This window comes from Bacillus sp. JZ34, assembly GCF_053903205.1.
This window is the reverse complement of record NZ_CP096403.1, coordinates 808,388-827,397: the sequence shown is the minus strand read 5'-3', so window position 1 is coordinate 827,397 and position 19,010 is coordinate 808,388. Positions and strand designations below refer to the sequence as shown.

The window sequence follows — 19,010 nt, the reverse complement described above, 5'->3', positions numbered from 1 at the left end:
TCCAGCTGCGATATACTGTTCATTAGATGTTTTTTCATCTTAACTCTTAAAACAAGGATTGATGGCATATGGATTTACAGCTAAAAGACAAACTCGTACTCGTGACAGGTTCTACTGCAGGTATTGGAAAAGCAACGGCGGAAGCCTTCTTGGCGGAAGGGGCCGAAGTCATCGTGAACGGACGGACAGAAGAAAAAGTCCAGTCAGTCGTTGAGGAACTTTCCCGGCACGGAAACGTTCACGGCATTGCCGCTGATTTATCCGATCCTGAAGAAAGCATGGCATTGGTCGAAAAAACCGCTAAAATCGGGGAGCTTGATGTCCTCGTCAATAATATGGGCTTCTTTGAAGTGAAGGATTTCACAGAGGTGACAGACGAAGAGTGGCTCAAATATTTTGAAGTAAACGTTTTAAGCGCAGTCAGGCTTTGCCGCGCGTTTCTGCCGGCCATGCTGAAGCGTAATAAGGGAAGGATTCTCAATTTGGCAAGCGAAGCCGGCATCAAACCGCTTCCGCAGATGATCCCTTATTCAATGACGAAAACCGCTCTGATCAGTTTATCAAGAGGTTTGGCCGAAATGACGAAAGGGACAAATGTGACGGTCAACTCCGTCCTTCCGGGACCTACCTGGACGGAAGGCGTCGCCAATTATATGGAGGGTGCCGCAGCTCAGGAGAAAACCGATTTAGACACTTTTGTCAAAGACTATTTCAAAGTGAATGAGCCGACTTCTTTGATTCAGCGCTATGCAAAACCGGAAGAAGTGGCGAGTACGATCGTCTATCTCGCTTCCGAAAAAGCTGCGGCCATCAACGGTTCCGCTCAAAGAGTGGAAGGCGGAATTATCCGCTCCATTTAACAGAAATCCTCTGCCGATCGGCAGAGGATTTTTTCCTTTTGGGTTAAGATCTCTTCTCCAGACCTCCCGTCAGCCTTTCGCGGTCATCCGGCTCAAAACCGTTAAGCCGCTTTAAACATGATGCCCGCCAATTTGCCGACAGTTCCTCCACCCCGAGAAGTTTTTTGATGCCCTCAATATTGTTCTTTTCATGATGCTTGATGCGATTTGCGTAAGAAATCGTGATGCCTTTAGGGTGGCGTGAGATTCGTTTCAGACCACGATCCTTACAGACGAACCCTTCGTTCAGCACGCGAAAGTAAAAACCCGTAAATCCGGTGTTCTGTACCTTCAGTATCATATCGGGCATACCGTACCTTACGGTTAGTTTATAGCAAGGCTGCCTTGGCTGGCTCACCTGTACAACAGCTTCACCCAGCTGAAAGATATCGCCGATATGAGCGTCATCCTCCAGCAGACCCTTGATCGTTAAATTTTCGCCAAATGCTCCGTATTCCAGCTTTCTTTGCAGTTCCTTTTCCCAAAAGAGATAATGTTCATACGGATAGACACACACTGCTTTTTCCGCGCCACCATGATGAACGAGATCCCCCTGTCCGTCCCCCGCAAAATTAGTAGATGACAGGAAGATAGGGCCGCTTGCCGGCTTCTTGTATATTCCGGTAGACACAGCTTTATTTTGAAACTGAATTGCCTCTGGCTTCCCTACATTGATCGAAAGGATATCGGCATATTCCATTCATATCACCTCTTACATTCAAATGTCCTGCAGACGGCAGCGGCCGAACAGCAACGCTGCACATCTCTTTTGAGATTTAAGTATAATCGACCTCTTATCATAAAACCATTCAATCGTTATTATAAAAACAATAGGTTAAACCTATCGTTGAGTTTCGTCTGTTTTTTATAATGGAGAGAGGGAAAAAGCATTGGAGCTAAAGCAATTGGAGTATTTCATGGCATTGTGCCGGGAGCTTCATTTTACCCGTGCCGCCGAAAAACTGAATATCGCTCAGCCCTCGCTGAGCCAGCAAATCCGTTTGCTTGAACATGAAATCGGAACGCCTTTGTTTAACCGTTCAGGCAAACGCACCGTAATGACGGAAGCGGGAAAGATTCTGCTTCAGCACTGTTACAATATCTTTCATGAACTGTCACAGGCGCAAGACGCAATCAGCGAGCTCCAAGGTTTAAAGAGGGGAACGCTAAAAATCGGGGCGCTGTTGACCGTGGTTAATTATTTGCTTCCCCTGACCGTGATCGACTTTCACCGCAGCTACCCCAATATTGAATTGTCTGTTTTAGGGCTGAGAACCGGAGATATTTACGAGCGGCTGCTGCAAAATGAGCTCGACTTGGGCATTGTAGCCCAGCGGGTGGAACACAGTGATCTGGAAACCGTTCCATTCCTTACCCAGCAGCTCGCCCTCGCAGTGCCTATTGACAATCCGGTTGCAAAACGGCAGTTTGTCACGCTTGACGTGTTAAGGGAGATTCCATCCATTTTGCTGCCTGAGACGTATTTTTTGCGGCAGCTGATCAACGAAAAGTGCCGCACGTTTGGATTCGAACCTCGGCCAGTCATGGAAATGACAACGATGGAATCGATCATGAACATGGTTGGTAAAGGCATTGGCGCCACCATTTTGCCGAAAGGCTATCTCGATGATATTGGAAATAAATCCATTCAGACGATTCCGATTCAAATGCCGGATTTGACGACGGAAATCAGCATCGTTTACCGTAAAAACAAGCATATGTGCGCTGCAAGCCGGGTGTTTATGGAACTGCTGATTTCCTCGGTCAAAAACGAAACCGCTGATGCGCCGCCGCGTTAAAAGAAAGATCCTCTGCATGTCTGCAGAGGATCTCTGTTTAGACTTCGTGTGAATCATAGCGTTTTCCGTTAATATACAGATTCGAAAAAACAGGGTCTTTCACATGTTTCAGTTCCATCGGAATATCGACGCCGTCGATCTCGGAATCAGTCACTTTCAGACCGGTGACTGGAGAATGATCGTACGCCAGCACCCTTATCCCGTATTGTCCGCCCATGCTTTTCAGCTGCTCAACATCAATGTTGCGGACGACGGGCTTGAAATCTCCGGCGTCCCCTTCTTCATATTCCATATCGATGGCGATCACTTCGCGCTTCAAGCTTTTGACCGTATTTTTGTGAAAGTAGATGTTTTCAAGAACACCGCCGCGCACCGAATTCGTTTTAATGCGGAGGGCTCTGTCCAAGTTCGGGCTGTCCATGAGGTTTCCCTCGGCGATGACATTCTTCACGCCGCCGGAAATTTCGCTTCCGATCGTGACCCCTCCATGCCCGTCTTTCATTTCGTTATGTTCAATGACAATGTTCTCCGATGGCATGTTGATCCTTCGGCCGTCGGCGTTTCTTCCCGATTTGACGGCGATGCAGTCATCTCCATTATCAAAATGGCAGCCCTTGATCACCACGTTTTTGCACGATTCCGGGTTGACTCCGTCGGTATTCGGACCGTGTCCGATGACCTTGATTCCGTCCACTGTCACATTCTCGCAAAGCACGGGATGAACTTGCCACATCGGCGAATTCAGCACGGTGACACCTTGAATCAAAATATCTTTGCAGCAATACGGCTGAATGAAGTTCGGCCGCAAATAATGCCCTTTTCCAAACTGCCGCTCAGTGACCGGGACACCGCGCTCAGCCATTTCAAACAAAGCATTTCGGTCTTTTTCCTGTGAAGACTGGCCGTTCGTTCCCCTTTTCCACGGCCACCAATGCTCGTCATCACCTTGGCCGTCAAGCGTGCCCTTTCCGGTTATTGCAATATTTTCGGCTTCGTAAGCATAGATGAGCGGTGAATAATTATAGAGCTCTACGCCTTCGAACCTCGTCAGCACAACGGGGAGATAATCTTCCGGGTTCTGACTGAATTTGATCACCGCTCCTTGTGCAAGATGAAGCTCCACATTGCTTTTCAGTCTGAGTGCACCGGAAAGAAACACGCCTTCAGGAACTGCTACTCTTCCACCGCCTGCTTTGTGGGCTTGATCAATCGCCTTTTGTATCGCTCCCGTCGCATCCTTTTTTCCGCTTCCGTCAGCCCCAAACGCTGTAACATCAAATGATCGATCAGGAAATACCGGAACCTTCAGCGTCTTTAGAATCTCGTCTTTTATTTTCTGCATACTCACGTTACCGCCCCCTTTACAATGTAACGCCTGTTTTAAATATCGCAAGCTCCCTGAAATCGTTTATCTCATTGTTCAGCTGCCTGCCGCCCGCGACTTCGATCAAATATGCTGTCAACTCTTTCAAAACGTCATCTTCTGACCGGTTTTCGAGCACCCTTCCCGCATTAAAATCGATCCAGTGGCGCTTCGCCTCATAAATCGCTGTATTTGTCGAAATTTTCATCGTCGGCACAAAGGTGCCAAAAGGCGTGCCCCGCCCTGTCGTAAATAAAACGATTTGACACCCTGCAGCGGCCAGTGCGGATGAAGCAACAAGGTCATTTCCCGGAGCGCTCAGCAGGTTCAACCCGTTCTTTTTCAAAACGTCCCCGTATTCCAGAACATCCGTCACCTTTGAAGTGCCGGCTTTTTGCGTACAGCCGAGCGACTTATCCTCCAATGTCGTAATGCCGCCTGCTTTGTTGCCCGGAGACGGGTTTTCATAGACGGGCTGCCTGTGATCGATAAAGTACTGTTTAAAATCGTTGATTAAGCGGACGATTTTATGAAACACTTCCTCATTTTCAGCCCGCTCCATCAAAAGCGTTTCCGCTCCAAACATTTCAGGCACTTCTGTCAAAACCGCCGTTCCCCCTTGGGCGATCAGAAAATCGGAGAGCCGGCCGAGCAGCGGATTTGCGGTAATGCCGGAAAATCCATCAGATCCGCCGCACTTCAAACCGATCTTCAGTTCAGAGAGCGGAACATCTTCACGCCGGTCACCTTTTGCATGCTCATAAATTTCTTTTAACAGTTTGACGCCTTCCGTGACTTCGTCTGATACTTCTTGAGAAAGCAGGAACTTGACCCGGCTGTGATCATAATCGCCGAGCGCTTCGCGGAATTCATGGATGCTGTTGTTTTCACAGCCAAGTCCCAGCACAAGGACACCGCCTGCATTCGGGTGTTTGACGGCATTCGCCAAAATCGTTCTCGTGTTGATATGATCATCGCCAAGCTGTGAACAGCCGTACTGATGCTTTAATACGTGAACGCTTTCAAAAGGGACGATAGAGCCGACCTCAGCTTTAAATTCTTTGATGATCAGCTCTGCAATGCCATTTACACAGCCGACAGTCGGTACGATCCATAGCTCGTTTCTGATTCCCGTTTTTCCGTCTTTTCGTTTAAAGCCTTTAAATGTGAGCGGTTCTTTTTGATAGCGGTTTTCCGTAAATTTCGGCTTGTAGCTGTATTCTTCGACACCGCCCAAATTCGTTTTCACATTTTTTGTATGCACCCACTCCCCCGTCTGAATCATGTCAGTGGCGTGCCCGATCGGAAAGCCGTATTTGATGACGTCTTCATTTTCAGCGATGTCTTTTAAAGCAAACTTATGGCCTTTCAAAATCGTTTCCTTGATCACGATGGTCCGTTCTCCTGCAGTGACCGTTTCACCGGTTTGCAATTCTCTTAACGCAATGCCGACATTATCTTGAGAATTGATCATCAAGCAGTCTTTCATCACATGTCCCCCAGCTCAGCCATTTGGCTGTTCATCATTTTTTTCAGCGCCTTCCTCATTCCCGTTTGTTTCATGTCCCTTAAATATTCAGCCGTCTTGTCCGTCAACCCGGAAACGTCGTTCAGGTTTTGCCCCCATACTTTTTCAAACCCGAGAACATGGAACGCGATGTTTGAAACGTCTGTCTCTTCTGTCCAGAGCCGTTTGAGAAAAGCCAGCACCTCATCGTCGTCAGACAGCGGAATGGCCTCATCTTCCCGTTTTCCTTGGTAAAAATAAATTAAAGCGCTTAAAGCAAATACGGTTCGAGCAGGAAGTTTGCCAGTTCGTTCCGCATATTCCATTAAGACGGGCAAATTTCTGACTTTGAATTTCGCAAAGGAATTTAAGGAAATATCAATCAGCTTGTGACGGATAAACGGGTTTTTAAAGCGGTCGAGAATCTCTTCCACATAGGCGTCAAGCTCACTGCCGGGCATATCGATCGTCTCAAGCACTTCACGCTGAATCAGCTCTTTCACAAATGATCCGATAAGTTCGTCTTCAGCCGCTTCACGAACCGTCTCAAGGCCTGCCAAATAAGCGATCGGCGTCATCGCGGTATGGGCGCCGTTTAAGATTCTCACTTTTCTCACCCGGTACGGCGTCACATCTTTGACAAACTCGACATTCAGACCGGCCTCATGAAGCGGAAGCTCGTCTGGAAGCCATTTCGGCCCTTCAATCACGAACAAATGATACGGCTCCGCCGTCACCATCAGAGAATCGCGATAGCCGGCCGCGTCTTCAAGCCGGTGTGCATTTTCTTGCGGGAATCCCGGTACGATCCTGTCTACAAGCGTATTGCAAAACACATTTGACTCCTCAAGCCAATCGATGAACCCCTGTTCAAGCGCCCATTCGTTCGTATAGCGCAGCACAATGTCTTTCAGTTTTTTCCCGTTATCTTCAAGCAGCTCACACGGGAGGATCACCAGGCCTTTTTCCCTGCTTCCCTGAAAAGTCAGGTAGCGTCTGTATAACAGCGCAGTCAGCTTCCCCGGATAGCTCTTCTGCGGACGGTCGGACAGCCGGTCTTCCTCGATATATATGATGCCGGCCTCTGTCGTATTTGAAAAGACAAAGCGCAAATCCGGCAGATCGGCCAGCTTCATAAATTCATCATAGTGTTCATAGCTGCTGACGACTCTGCTGATTGTTGTAATGACAGCAGAATCGCGAACCTCCCGTCCTTCCCGGAAGCCTTCAAGATAAAGCGTGTAAAGCCCATCCTGTTCTTGAAAGGCCGTTACTGAGCCGCGGCGCGGAGGCACAACAACGGCGCTGCCGTTAAAATCGGTTTCTTCATTCAATCTATGAATCTGCCAGTCAATAAACCCCCTCATAAAGTTACCTTCCCCGATTTGCAAAATCCGTTCGGGACGGCTCGGCTTAGACCTTATCCGTTTGGACAGCCTCTCCATTTCAATTCCCTCCTCATTTTTGCACACGTTCACATTTTACAGCGCATCAAAAATGATGCTATAGATGCTTAACTGAATTGCGAATGATCAGCTCCGTGCCGATGAGCGTCTGCCTGCCTTCTGCCTGCGGATTTTCGATCAGTGACAACAGGCTTTCCGCACCAAGCATGCTGATTTTTTCCGTCGGTTTTTTTACCGTCGTCAATGACGGTGTCGTATACGCCGAAAATCCGCTATCGTCAAAGCCGATGATCGACATATCGTCAGGACAGCGTTTCCCGTTTGCATAAAGGGCGTTCATCGCGCCGATCGCCATATCATCATTGGCGCAAAACAGGGCTGTCGGAGGGTTCTTCAGCTTCAGCAGCGTTTCAGCCGCACGAAAGCCGCTTTGCATCGTATAATCACCTTGAACGAGGTATTCGCCGGGCATGTCAAGATTTGAGTCGCGAAGCGCTCGAAGAAAGCCTCCTTTTCTTTCTTGAGACGATTTAAAACTTTCTTTCCCCTGCACCATGGCGATCCGTCTGTGGCCGTTTTTGATCAAGTATGAAGCAGCGAGGAAAGCGCCCTCGTGTTCATTCGCCAAAATATTGACGACGGAGTGCCCTTCGATTTTTCTGTTCAGCACGACGACCGGAATATTCTGTTTGAGGACGTGCTCAATAAAAGCCTGATCCTGTTCGCTTTGGCTGATTAAAATCATGCCGTCATAGCGGTTGTGGTGAATGGATGACAAATCATGATAATCGTCAATCCCCCTGACAACCATATTATAGTTTTCATCGATCACCTTGTTGACGCCGCGCAGGATGTCTGCAAAGAAACTTGAAGACGTCCCGTCTGTCAGGCTTGTTAAAAACAGACCGATCGTAAAAGACTTTTGCGTAACAAGGCTTTTCGCATTAAAATTCGGTTTATAATTCATTTCGGCTGCGATGTCGAGTATTTTCTTTTTCGTGTTCTCTTTTATCAGCGGACTATTGTTCAGCGCTCTGGATACTGTGGTGTGCGATACATTCGCCAGCCTGGCGATATCTTTAATCGTTACTGACATTGTTTTTTTACCCGCCTTTTCTTGCTGTTGTTACCATCAGTTTACCATATCAAAAGCGCTTTTTAGAAAGTGAAATTCCGCTATGGTCTCGCTTCGATTTCCGCGATCATTTCGGCATGCTTCTGATCTGTCAGACGGTACAGGTAGCCGAGAACGAGAATGGCTGCCGTCAGCGCCGCTGCAGGATACAAAAGGAGTATCGCTTTAATGCCGAGCAGCGTCCCCGCTTTTTGGGTCGCATTCGGCACATAGCCGATAATGCTGAGACCGATCCCCGACAGGAAGCCGGAGAGCGACTGAGCCAGCTTTCTCGAAAAGTTAAACAGCGAGTATATCGTTCCTTCTTTCCGTTCCCCTGTTCTCCACTCGCCATAATCGATCGCGTCTGATACAAATGCCCAGGTGATACCGTTCGGAATGCTGATGCCGATAAAGGCGATGCTGGCGAGAATCGTAAAAACAAAGACATTGCCCGGTACGAAAAAATTGATCAGATCCGCACAGACGGAAACCGCGAGCCCCAAAATAGCGGTATGCTTTTTCCCGAACAGCTTCACGAGCTTCGGCAGCATGATGACGCCGATAAAGGATGAGCCGATGATGATAAAGTTCATGTAGGCCATCAGTTCGGCGTTGCCGAGGTTATACTGTGCGAAATAAATCAGCATCGCAGATTTAAGGTTATAGGCTGAAATCGTAAAAATGGTCATGAATATAAGCGTAAGGAGCGGTTTATTCGTAAAAAACGTCTTTGATATTGCTTTGAATGTCACTTTTTCCTGTTTGTACTTCTCATCTTTTACGACAATCCGTTCCTGGCAGTTTCTATAGCAAATGTAGAAAAACAACACACCGAGAAAAGACATCAGCCCCATGACGACCGGATAGGCAACCGCAGGGTTGTCAAACCTGACGATCATCGGAATGACAACAATGCTCGTCACAAACAGGGCGCCCAGCGAGCCGGCCTGTCGAAAGGAAGCAAGCGAAGTCCGCTCCACCGAATTTTGCGTCATGGCCGCCCCGAGCGAGCCGTAAGGGATGTTGACAAAGGAATAGCCGAGGCCCCAAAGCATGTATGACGCATAAGCGTATATGAGTTTGCCCGTCGGTGACAGATTCGGCGAGATGAAGGTCAATATCGTCAAAATCGCGAGCACAAAGCTTCCATATAGCAAATACGGCCTGAATTTGCCTTTCGGCCCGATATTCTTCCTGTAGTCGATCGATGTTCCCACAATCGGATCGACAAAAGCGGCAAAAAGTTTGCTCACAAGAAAAATGCCTCCGGCCGCTGCCGCCGGAATACCGGCAACATCCGTAAAAAACTTCAAAAGATAGAGCTGTCCAAGGTCAAACATAAATCCGTTCCCAAAATCTCCAAAACCGTAAGAAACCTTTTCTTTTAAACTTAATTTCTCTTGAGTAGCGGCGACTGTTTCGGTTTGTTTGTTCGTCGATATTTCCATGAAAAAGCAGCTCCTCTGCTAGCCATTTTGTGATTCTAAGCTTTCAAACGATCTTTCACTTCAAACTGGAAATAGTGTTTTGCATTTTCGTAGCAGATCCCTTTGACGATCCGTCCCAGAAGCTCGATATCATCCGGCGCTTCTCCTTTTTCAACCCATGTGCCGATGACGTCGCAGAGCAGGCGCCTGAAATATTCATGTCTTGTGTAGGAAAGAAAGCTGCGCGAATCAGTCAGCATACCGATAAAACGGCTCAATAGTCCGATGTTGGCGAGCGATTTCATTTGTTCGAGCATGCCGTCTTTCGTATCGTTGAACCACCAGGCGGTGCCATGCTGGATTTTCCCCGGTATCCGGCCGTCCTGGAAGCTTCCGCAAAGGCTTGAAATCACGACGTTATCTCGCGGATTTAAAGAATACAAGATCGTTTTTGGCAGCGCGTCTTTTCGGTCAAGAGAATCGAGAAAGCTGCACAAAGGCTTTGCGATGTCCTGATCATTAATCGCATCATATCCCGTATCAGGCCCGAGCTTCCGGTACATTTTGCTGCTGTTGTTTCGGAGGGCGTTAATGTGAAGCTGCATCGCCCAGCCCTTCTCCGCATAGCATGTTCCCAAATAGTGCAGGGTAAAGGATTTAAATTTGCACTCTTCCTCAGGTGAGGCGGCTTCTCCGTTCATCACCTTTGCAAAAATCGGGCGCACTTCGCTTTCATCTGTTTCCGTGTACATCATTTGATTGATGGCATGATCCGATATCCGTCCGCCTAGTTCATGGAAAAAGTCAATTCTGTTTTTAAGCGCTTTCAAAAAATCGTCATAATTTCCTATCTTCATAGCGCTTGCCGCTTCAAGCTTGCTCACCCAGGCAGCAAAGCCTTCTTGATTGATTTCCAGCACCTTGTCTGGCCTAAATCCGGGTAAAACGCTTACATTAAAGTCTTCATCTTTCAGCTTCATATGATATTCAAGACTGTCTGCCGGATCATCTGTCGTGACAACCGTTTCAACGTTTGATTTTTCAATCAAGTCTCTGGCGCCGAACCCTTCTCCGGTCAACTGTTCGTTCACCCGCTCCCAAATATGCGGCGCGCTCTTTTCATCAAGCCGTTCATCGATGCCGAAAAACCTTCTCAGTTCCAAATGGGTCCAATGATAAAGCGGGTTTCCGATCGTCATCGGAACCGTTCTTGCCCAGGCGCTGAATTTCTCTTCGTCTGACGCATCTCCTGTAATAAACTCTTCGGATATTCCATTGGCCCGCATTGCTCTCCACTTGTAATGATCCCCGTACAGCCACACTTCGGTCAGATTTTTAAACGTTTTGTTTTCGTAAATTTCCTTTGGGCTCAAATGGCAGTGGTAGTCGATGATCGGCATCCCTTTAGCATACTGGTGGTACAACACTTTCGACGTTTCATTCGTTAAAAGAAAATCGTCATTCAAAAACGGCTTCATAAAATCCCCACCTTTCCTTATTTAATGTTAACGTGAACATTTCTTTTTGCAATACAATGTGAACGTTAACATTTAATCTTATTTTATACGAACCTCGCCTTCTTTTCCATTATTTTCTCAACATAAAAGAAGCCTAAAGGCAATAACCTTTGGCTTCTTCTTTTTCATACCGCTTATTTGGCGGTTTTAGGGTTTTTCTTAAATTCCATCGTAATTTCCGTCCCGCGGCCTGTCCGGCTGTCAACGGCGATGCAGCCGTCGTGAAGGTGGACAAGTTCCAAAGAAATCGCAAGGCCGAGACCGCTTCCTTCTGTCGCATCTTTTGTATGCGTTCCTCTGTAGTAGCGGTTAAATAAATTTGAGACGGTTTCCGAGTCCATGCCTCTTCCGTTGTCTTGAATTTTAAGAATAATATATTGCTTGGTTTCTTCAAGGATTACCTTGATGTCAGTGCCTTTTTTGTTATGCTTGACGGCGTTGGCAAGGAGGTTTTCCAGGACTCTTCTGAACCAGCCTCTGTCTATCGCAAACTCGGTATCTTCTTGCGTATATTCAAAAGAAACGTTGTACCCCTCCGAAAACGAATGGCGCTTAAACTCTTCAACGAAGCTTTTTAAAAACGGCACAAGCCTCACTGTCTGGCGTTTAATCGGCAAGGCGTCGTTTTTCAGCCTGTACGTCAAGTTCAGGTCTTCGATGAGCTGTGACATGTAGTCCGATTTTTCTTTCATTGCCTGGCCGATTTCACGGATTTCTTCTTTTGACCACTCATAGTTTGGAGACTCCAGCATCATGCTGTAGCCGTAAATCGTGCTGAGCGGCGTTTTTAAATCATGGGAGAGCCCCGCGATCCATTCCTCCCGAGTCGTTTGGATTTTCTTGCGGCTTTGTTCGTCTTTTTTCAGCGTTTCTGTCAGCTGCTCCATCGATTCAAACACTTCTGTGAACAACCGGTACGGCTGTTTTCGCTTCCCTTTTTTGTTCCGGCTTTGCGGGCGGCCTTTCCGATTTCTCGGCTCTTCAAATCGCCCTTTTGAAAGGTTGACGATCCATTTAATCGTATGGATGATCGGCATGCCGAATCTAAAAGAATACCAAATCGTCATGGAAGACATCAATACGATCAGAACGCCGATCACGAGCAGAACGATTTTTAAAGCGAGCCCGATCATCGTCCTGTTGAACTCATGATCCGGATTATAAATCGGGTTCGGGGTAGCGGCAATCAGCCATTCTGTCGCGCTTAAACGCCTGTATGAAAACTCGTGCTCGTAGTTCCATGGCTTTGATCCGTATTTTAAAAGTTCCAGCTCAGTGATGCCCTGGCTGTAATCTATGTCCTGATAGAGCGAGTTCAACATTTTCCCTTTTTCGCTGAACAGATAAACCGATCCTTTGTTTTTCTTAATGAAATCAAGCGTGCTTTTTTTATAGGAAGAAAGGTCCGCCATATCCTTCTCTTCCTTTTCCAAATAGGACAGGATCGTATCGCTTTTCGACTCCCATCCGAATAGAATCACGTAGTCTTCACCATTGAAATTGGCAGACCAGAAGTTGACTTGATATTTTTTGATTCTTTTTTTGTCAAAGACTGATACGAGGTCTTCCCTGTGGTACTCCCTCTGAATTTCCGAAGGAAGGCGGTAGGAATAAACGGTTTTCTCCTTACCGTCTAATATTTGAAGCCAGCCTCCCTGTTTGTCGATAGCCGATTTCAAGATATCTTCAATCTGCCAATTATTATTGTCATCCACACTGACCCAGCTTTCAAACGTGTCTGATGTGGCTTTTGCCAAGCCTGTATCCGCTTCGCTCTCGCTTAACCGGAGAGCGAAAAAGATGAAGGATAACAGCAGAGTGGCGAGGACAAGACCGAGAATCAGGAAAATCTGGCTGACAAAATGGAGAACGAGCTTTCCTCTCAGCTTCATCCTTCGCTCTCTTTTCTTGCAGGATTGGGAACGAACTTATAGCCAAGACCGCGAATCGTGACGATATATTCGGGGCTGCTCGGGTCTTTTTCGATTTTCTCCCTCAGTTTTCTGATATGTACCATAACGGTGTTGCTGTCTCCGTAAGATGGAACGCCCCACACTTTTTCATAAATTTGGTCCTTGGAAAGCACTCTGTTCGGATGATCGCAAAAATATTGCAGAAGCTGGAGAAGCTGTGCGGAGCAGCTGACCGTTTCTCCGTCCACGATCAGCTCCGCAAAATCGGGATGAAATGTAAACCGTTCATATTCGTAGGCTGAAGATACCGAAGCAGCTGCGACTTCTTTATGTATATACGTTCTTTTTAAATGCGCTTTAATCCTGGCAATTAACTCCAGAGGATTAAAAGGTTTTGTAATATAATCATCGGCTCCGTAGGCAAAACCTGACAGTTTATCGAGGTCCGATGTCTTCGCCGTTAAAAAGAAGATCGGGGCGTTGGTGTGCCGTCTGATTTCAGGGGATACATCAAATCCTGTCTGTCCCGGCATCATGACATCGAGAAGTATTAAGTGCACGGTATCCTTTTTCACGATGTCGAGCGCTTCTTCTGCGCTGCTCGCGGTCAGCACTTCTGAAAATCCTTCCTTCGTGAGGACGCGCTTGACCATTTGAACAATGGCGTCTTCGTCATCCACAATCAAAATTGTCGCATTTTCCAAAATCCTTCTTTCCTTTCTGTCTATATCATGTTTTGATATCCTCATCTTACCATCTATTATATCTTTATCGGCACCCGTTTTCTGATTTTAAAGTAAAAATAAACTTTTTTAGAAATGATTTTTTACTTTATGAAATCATGGAATAAAAAAACAGACATCGTCTGATGTCTGTCAGCCGGTTGCCAGCCTCTGATCCTCTTCTTTTTTCAATAGATCATAAGTCAGGCACACCGGTTTTCCTGTGCGCGGGTCTAAAATAATTTCCGCATCAATCTGAAACACTTTTTTCAATACCTCTGAGGTCATGACTTCATGTGGAGCGCCCTCTTTGACAATTGCACCGGAGTTCAGCGCCACCATGTGATGGGCAAAGCGGGCGGCATGGTTGAGGTCGTGAATGACCATCAAAATCGTTCGGCCTTCTTCTTTGTTGAGCTTTTCCAGCAGTTGCAGAATTTCAAGCTGGTGCGCCAAGTCCAAATAGGTTGTCGGTTCGTCGAGCAGCAAGAGCTCCGTTTCCTGGGCAAGAGCCATCGCAATCCAGACGCGCTGGCGCTGTCCCCCGGAAAGGGCTTCGATCGGCCGGTCATAAAAAGGCAGCATTCCTGTCACTTCGAGAGACCATTCAACCATGCGGCGGTCATCGGCCGAGAGCCTGCCCATTCCCTTTTGATGAGGAAAACGGCCGTAAGAAACGAGCTCATATACGGTCAGACCGCCTGGCGCCTCAGGGGTCTGCGGAAGAATCGCCATCTGTTTGGCTATATCTTTCGTCGACATTTGGTGGATCGCTTTGCCGTTTAAATAAACGGCGCCCGTTCTAGAACGCTGTATGCGTGCCATCGTTTTTAATATGGTTGACTTGCCGCACCCGTTCGGACCGATCATGGTCGTTACTTTTCCTTTTGGTATGTGGAGGTTTAAGCTTTCGACTATCATCTGTTCTCCGTAGCCGATCCCCAGGTTGTTTGTTGAAAGAGACACCTTGCACCCTTCCCTTCTTTAATTTGTTTTCATGAGCAAATAGATAAAGTACGGCGCGCCTAAAGCGGCAATGACTAACCCTACGGGAATTTCCGAAGGCGCCAGTATCATCCTTCCGATTAAATCCGCCAGCAAAAAGAGCAATGCTCCGGTCAACGCGGAAGCCGGGATTAAAAGCTGATGCTTCGGCCCGACAAGCCTTCTGGCAATATGCGGAGCCACAAGACCGAGAAACGTAATATTCCCTCCAGCCGCTACACACGCGCCGCTCAGCGCGGCTGCCGACAGAAGCAGTATGCGCCGCTCCTTTTCAACTGCCGTTCCAAGCCCTGTTGCGAGCTGATCACCGAGATTCAGCACGTTTAAATAGCGCGCTTTGTAGAGAATAAAAGGAAGCAGCACGACAATCCAGGGCAGCACGGCCGAGACAAAGCTCCAGTTTGAACTCCATATATTTCCTGACAGCCAAACAGCCGCCTGCATAAAGTCATTCGGGTCCATTTTCAGCTGCAGCATTAAGATGGCCGCCGAAAACGCCGCATTCACTCCGATGCCGACCAGAACGAGGCGAATGGGATTCAAGCCTTTTTTCCACGCCAGCAAATAGATGGAAACGACTGCAAAGCAGGCTCCCAAAAATGCAAAAATCGGCAGGGAAAAAACGAATCCTTTTTGCAGATTTCCAACATTCCCCTGAAAATAAAAGATGAACAGCACAACGGCAAAACCTGCTCCCGTATTGATGCCCAATATCCCCGGATCGGCCAGGTCATTCCGCGATATCCCCTGCCAGACGGCTCCGGAGACAGCAACTCCCGCACCGATCAGCATGGCGAGGACCATGCGCGGCAAACGGAATTCAAATAATACAAGTTCATCCTGCGGCGTTCCGAAACCGAACAGTGTTTTCAATGTATCAAGCGGGGCGATGCGGATTTCTCCCATGTTCATGCTTAGTAAAAACACGGCGACCGTCAGCACGGCCATGACGAGCATCACCGCAGCCGCCCGTCTGCTGTTTTTCTTGAGCATTACAGTCCACTCCTTTCCCTGCGGGCCAGATAGAGAAAGAATGGTACGCCGACAAGCGCCGTGACTGCTCCGACAGGTGTTTCGAACGGCGGATTGACCAGCCTTGCCGCAATATCCGCATAGATCAGCAGGACGGCGCCAAGCACCGCTGAGCATGGAATGATCCAGCGGTAATCAACCCCGACCAAAAAGCGGGTAATATGCGGAATGATCAATCCGATAAAACCGATTGCCCCGGCAACGGACACAGCGGCACCCGTCAGCAGAACAACCGACACGATTCCGATCGCTTTCACCGTCTTCGTATATTGCCCGAGCCCTTTCGCCAGCTCCTCTCCCAAGCTTAGAACCGTAATGGAACGGGCGATGACAAAAACGACGGCCAAACCGAGAGCTGCCGCCGGAACCAACAACTGAATGCTGAGCCATTTCGTGCCAGCGACACCTCCGGCATACCAAAAACTGACGTCGCGCGCCACATCAAAATGGATCGCAATGCTCGTAGAAAGAGCGCTCAGAAATGTGCCGACAGCCGTACCGGCCAAAGCCAGCTTTACAGGCGTAAGACCGCCTTTTGAAAACATTCCGATCGCAAAAACGAGTCCCGCTCCAAGACCCGCGCCGGCAAACGACCAGATCATCAGCCCGACCGATGAGGTTCCCGGAAAAAAAGCAAACGCGACAGCAATTGCGAAAGCTGACCCGTGCGTGACGCTCATAATTTCCGGCGATGCGAGAGGGTTTCTCGTCATCCCCTGCATCACGGCTCCGGAAACCGCCAAGCAGGCGCCCACAAGAGCCGCACTTACCGTCCTTGGCAGTCTGAGTTCCTGAATAATTTGATGGGCCGTATTTTTCGCATCAAAATGAAAAATGGCGTCCCAAACCGTTCCAAGCTTTATATCAGCCGCACCGAGCGCAATCGATAATGCGGCGCCAAACAGCAGTAGCATGATTCCGCCGGCCAGGACAAAAACAGCTCCAAGCGGACGGCTGATCGGTTTCTGTTCTTCATCAGGGCCATCCGCGCTGTTGATACGATGTATGTTTTTGTAAGAGCTCACTCGATGCCATTCCTTTCGATCTTTTTAACCGATAACGATTATCATTTTCATTTTATAGTATAACAGGCCTAAGCGGAAATTTTAATCAAAAATTTCGGCGGGAATCAAAAAGCCAGCCGATCTTCTGCTAAAAGACCCGGCTGGCAAAGAACTTTATCACACTTGATTATTTTTGAACTTTTTGTAGACGAACGGGTAGATCGCAAGACCGACGAAAAACAGCCCGATTCCCAAGATAAAGGTGGTTAAGTCAGACGTACCTGAAACGATGACCCATAAAGAATACACCAGAGCAGCCAAAGCGATGATGCCGTCCCCTGTTCTTGAACCTTTCAGTTCGCCGTATGTCTCCCCTTTGAGGATGAGCTTCAAGCTGAAAACAGCCGCCACAAGATAAGGCACAAGGTAAGCGAGCGTCGCCGACGTTGTTAAAAACGTAAAGGCCTCGCTGATCGTTCCCGAAACCGTTGAGAAAATAAAGATCTGCGACATCACGTTTGTGACGATCAATGAATTAACCGGGCTTCCCTTTTTGTTCGTTTTCGCAAAGAAAGCAGGAAAATCACCGGCCTTTGCCGCCTGATACGGAACCTCTGCGCCGATTAAAATCCAGCCGAGCATCGATCCAAACAAAGAAACGATTGCCAAGACCGCCATAATTACGCTGCCAAAGCTGCCGATGATCACGTGCAGCACATCAACGAACGGTTTATCCGAGGCCTGGAGCTGATCGTGCGGGATGACGCCCATCGTTATTAAAGTGATGACCATATAAATGCCGAGCGCAATTAACAGTCCGGTAATCGTCGCGCGTTTGACATCGCGCTGGGATGATGCGCGCCCTGATAAGATTACCGCAGACTCGATGCCGACAAACGCCCACAGCGTTGAAATCGCCGCATTGTGAACCTGTCCGCCCAGCCCAATACTTTTGCCTTCTGATTCGATTGGAAAATAAAATGATTCGAATAAAGCCGTCTGAAAAACGAACAAACCTGCAACAATAAACAGGACAAACCCAAGCACTTTTGAAAAAGTTGCTAAAAAGTTCAGTTTGCCCGCTCCATTTATGCTGGAGACTAAGATGAAATGCGTCCCCCATAACAAGATTGTACATACGATAAATGTCAAGAGCTGGCCGAGTGTAACGGGGTGGCCGCCGAGTTCAATCAGCTCGCGTCCGTCAGTTAAGATCGGCAGGAAAGTCGTCAAATAGCCTGCAAGGCTTGTAATGATGGCCACGTTGCTGATCCAGCTTGCCACCCAATACCCCCATACCATTGTAAAACCTGCCGCATTCCCTTTTTTAGGGTCTGAGAATAAAGCTCTTGCATAGCTTTGCGGACCTGCTTTAAGATCCGGGCGGCGAATGGATAAATGACCGAATACAAGGGCGATCATCAGCACCCCCGCACCCGTCACCAGCCATGCCGCCGTTACGCCGAACGGGCTTGCCGTCTGGGCGAGTGTGCTGGGGAGCATAAAAATCCCTGAGCCGACCATATTGCCGACAACAAAAGCGGTAAGAAGCCAGAAGCCCCATTTTTTTGTCTGTTCCATAAGATATAACCTCCGAGCATTTTATAAAAAATATGCCGGACCAGACCGTGAGATCATTCAAAATAAAAAAAGCATGAACAAAAGTCCATGCTTTGGTTAAACATACACTCTTGATCTCCGGATAGCCCTCCGCGGGAAAACCCGCGGCAGTCCTGCACTTATTCAATGCAGACCCAGCATAAAGAATGAATGGCTTCCTTATGCTTCGGCGCTGATGCCTTTTGCATATGATCATCGGCCCCATCAGCCTCACACATGCGACTCATCATCCGCGCAACCTCTACCTCACTAAGAGTTAAGAGTGAGGATTTATCACATATTCTGAAAAGAGGTTACCAGAGAAATTTTAATCTGTCAAAGGGAAGTGATGGAAAAACGGACAGCCGCGCCAAAAGGCCGCCTGTTTCGGCAGCCTTCTGCAGAATGGAAGACGGCGCTTCCATCTGTCATTTATCGGTTGTTTTTCTTTTTGTTGACCGCCTCTTGCAAAGGGTCTCCTTTCAGCGCTTGTCCTGCATCTTCAAGCGCCCCCCGAACGGCGTTTTGGTCCTTTTCCTTATTTCCTCTATCTTTATTGAAGAAAATACCCAAATGAATCACCTCTTTAAAAATGTGGTACAATTTTAATTTGGCTTATCACTTTAAAATTATGCAGAACCTTGAATGTGTTTTTTAACTGAAAACACCATATTCTAGATGTAAACATGCTGATTGCCTC

The 19,010-nt window shown here is 47.8% G+C and carries 16 protein-coding genes and 1 riboswitch; of the genes, 2 read left to right on the top strand and 14 right to left on the bottom strand.

Annotation, left to right across the window (positions count from 1 at the left end; genetic code table 11):
- The first annotated feature begins 68 nt into the window (after positions 1-68).
- The gene (locus M1D90_RS04030; RefSeq protein WP_095292263.1) at positions 69-860 is read left to right on the top strand and encodes an SDR family NAD(P)-dependent oxidoreductase; all 792 of its coding nucleotides are present in this window, start codon (positions 69-71) and stop codon (positions 858-860) included.
- A 43-nt stretch (positions 861-903) separates the two neighbouring features.
- Here M1D90_RS04030 and M1D90_RS04025 read toward each other — a convergent pair whose 3' ends face one another.
- The gene (locus tag M1D90_RS04025; protein ID WP_456283155.1) at positions 904-1,599 is read right to left on the bottom strand and encodes an MOSC domain-containing protein; all 696 of its coding nucleotides are present in this window, start codon (positions 1,597-1,599) and stop codon (positions 904-906) included.
- 190 nt (positions 1,600-1,789) lie between these two features.
- On the opposite strand from M1D90_RS04025, the gene M1D90_RS04020 reads away from it, so the two are divergent.
- Entirely contained in the window at positions 1,790-2,698 is a 909-nt protein-coding gene (locus M1D90_RS04020) for a LysR family transcriptional regulator (RefSeq protein WP_456283154.1), read from the top strand.
- A 37-nt stretch (positions 2,699-2,735) separates the two neighbouring features.
- Here the strand turns inward: M1D90_RS04020 and M1D90_RS04015 are convergent, their stop codons facing one another.
- The 13 genes from M1D90_RS04015 to sspJ all read right to left on the bottom strand — a co-directional run bounded on the left by M1D90_RS04015 (position 2,736) and on the right by sspJ (position 18,883).
- Positions 2,736-4,046: a glycoside hydrolase family 28 protein gene (locus M1D90_RS04015; RefSeq protein WP_105979815.1), complete on the bottom strand. Its 1,311-nt coding sequence runs from the start codon at positions 4,044-4,046 to the stop codon at positions 2,736-2,738.
- A 13-nt stretch (positions 4,047-4,059) separates the two neighbouring features.
- Positions 4,060-5,550 (bottom strand): UxaA family hydrolase, encoded by a 1,491-nt coding sequence (locus M1D90_RS04010; protein ID WP_050820785.1) that lies wholly within the window; start codon positions 5,548-5,550, stop codon positions 4,060-4,062.
- Positions 5,550-7,013, bottom strand: coding sequence for a tagaturonate reductase (locus M1D90_RS04005; protein WP_105979812.1), 1,464 nt, complete (start codon positions 7,011-7,013; stop codon positions 5,550-5,552). Before M1D90_RS04005 ends, M1D90_RS04010 begins: the two co-directional genes overlap by 1 nt.
- Before the next feature lie 58 nt (positions 7,014-7,071).
- Positions 7,072-8,070, bottom strand: coding sequence for a LacI family DNA-binding transcriptional regulator (locus M1D90_RS04000; RefSeq protein WP_216919543.1), 999 nt, complete (start codon positions 8,068-8,070; stop codon positions 7,072-7,074).
- Positions 8,071-8,150: 80 nt separating this feature from the next.
- Complete coding sequence (locus M1D90_RS03995) at positions 8,151-9,539, bottom strand: glycoside-pentoside-hexuronide (GPH):cation symporter (protein ID WP_456283153.1); 1,389 nt, start codon at positions 9,537-9,539, stop codon at positions 8,151-8,153.
- Positions 9,540-9,574: 35 nt separating this feature from the next.
- Positions 9,575-10,996 (bottom strand): glucuronate isomerase, encoded by a 1,422-nt coding sequence (uxaC, locus tag M1D90_RS03990; protein WP_456283152.1) that lies wholly within the window; start codon positions 10,994-10,996, stop codon positions 9,575-9,577.
- Positions 10,997-11,169: 173 nt separating this feature from the next.
- Positions 11,170-12,927, bottom strand: a complete 1,758-nt coding sequence (locus tag M1D90_RS03985) for a sensor histidine kinase (RefSeq protein ID WP_020452922.1) — start codon at positions 12,925-12,927, stop codon at positions 11,170-11,172.
- On the bottom strand, positions 12,924-13,652 hold the full coding sequence (locus M1D90_RS03980; protein WP_020452923.1) for a response regulator transcription factor: 729 nt from the start codon (positions 13,650-13,652) through the stop codon (positions 12,924-12,926). Before M1D90_RS03980 ends, M1D90_RS03985 begins: the two co-directional genes overlap by 4 nt.
- A gap of 171 nt (positions 13,653-13,823) precedes the next feature.
- Positions 13,824-14,591, bottom strand: a complete 768-nt coding sequence (locus tag M1D90_RS03975) for an ABC transporter ATP-binding protein (RefSeq protein ID WP_043054605.1) — start codon at positions 14,589-14,591, stop codon at positions 13,824-13,826.
- 63 nt (positions 14,592-14,654) lie between these two features.
- Positions 14,655-15,668, bottom strand: a complete 1,014-nt coding sequence (locus M1D90_RS03970) for a FecCD family ABC transporter permease (RefSeq protein ID WP_023856259.1) — start codon at positions 15,666-15,668, stop codon at positions 14,655-14,657.
- Entirely contained in the window at positions 15,668-16,732 is a 1,065-nt protein-coding gene (locus M1D90_RS03965; protein ID WP_020452926.1) for a FecCD family ABC transporter permease, read from the bottom strand. Before M1D90_RS03965 ends, M1D90_RS03970 begins: the two co-directional genes overlap by 1 nt.
- A gap of 156 nt (positions 16,733-16,888) precedes the next feature.
- Positions 16,889-18,292, bottom strand: coding sequence for an amino acid permease (locus M1D90_RS03960; protein WP_020452927.1), 1,404 nt, complete (start codon positions 18,290-18,292; stop codon positions 16,889-16,891).
- Between the two features lie 114 nt (positions 18,293-18,406).
- Positions 18,407-18,583: riboswitch (Lysine riboswitch) on the bottom strand.
- A 159-nt stretch (positions 18,584-18,742) separates the two neighbouring features.
- Positions 18,743-18,883, bottom strand: coding sequence for a small acid-soluble spore protein SspJ (gene sspJ / locus M1D90_RS03955; protein WP_003185183.1), 141 nt, complete (start codon positions 18,881-18,883; stop codon positions 18,743-18,745).
- Positions 18,884-19,010 lie beyond the last annotated feature (127 nt).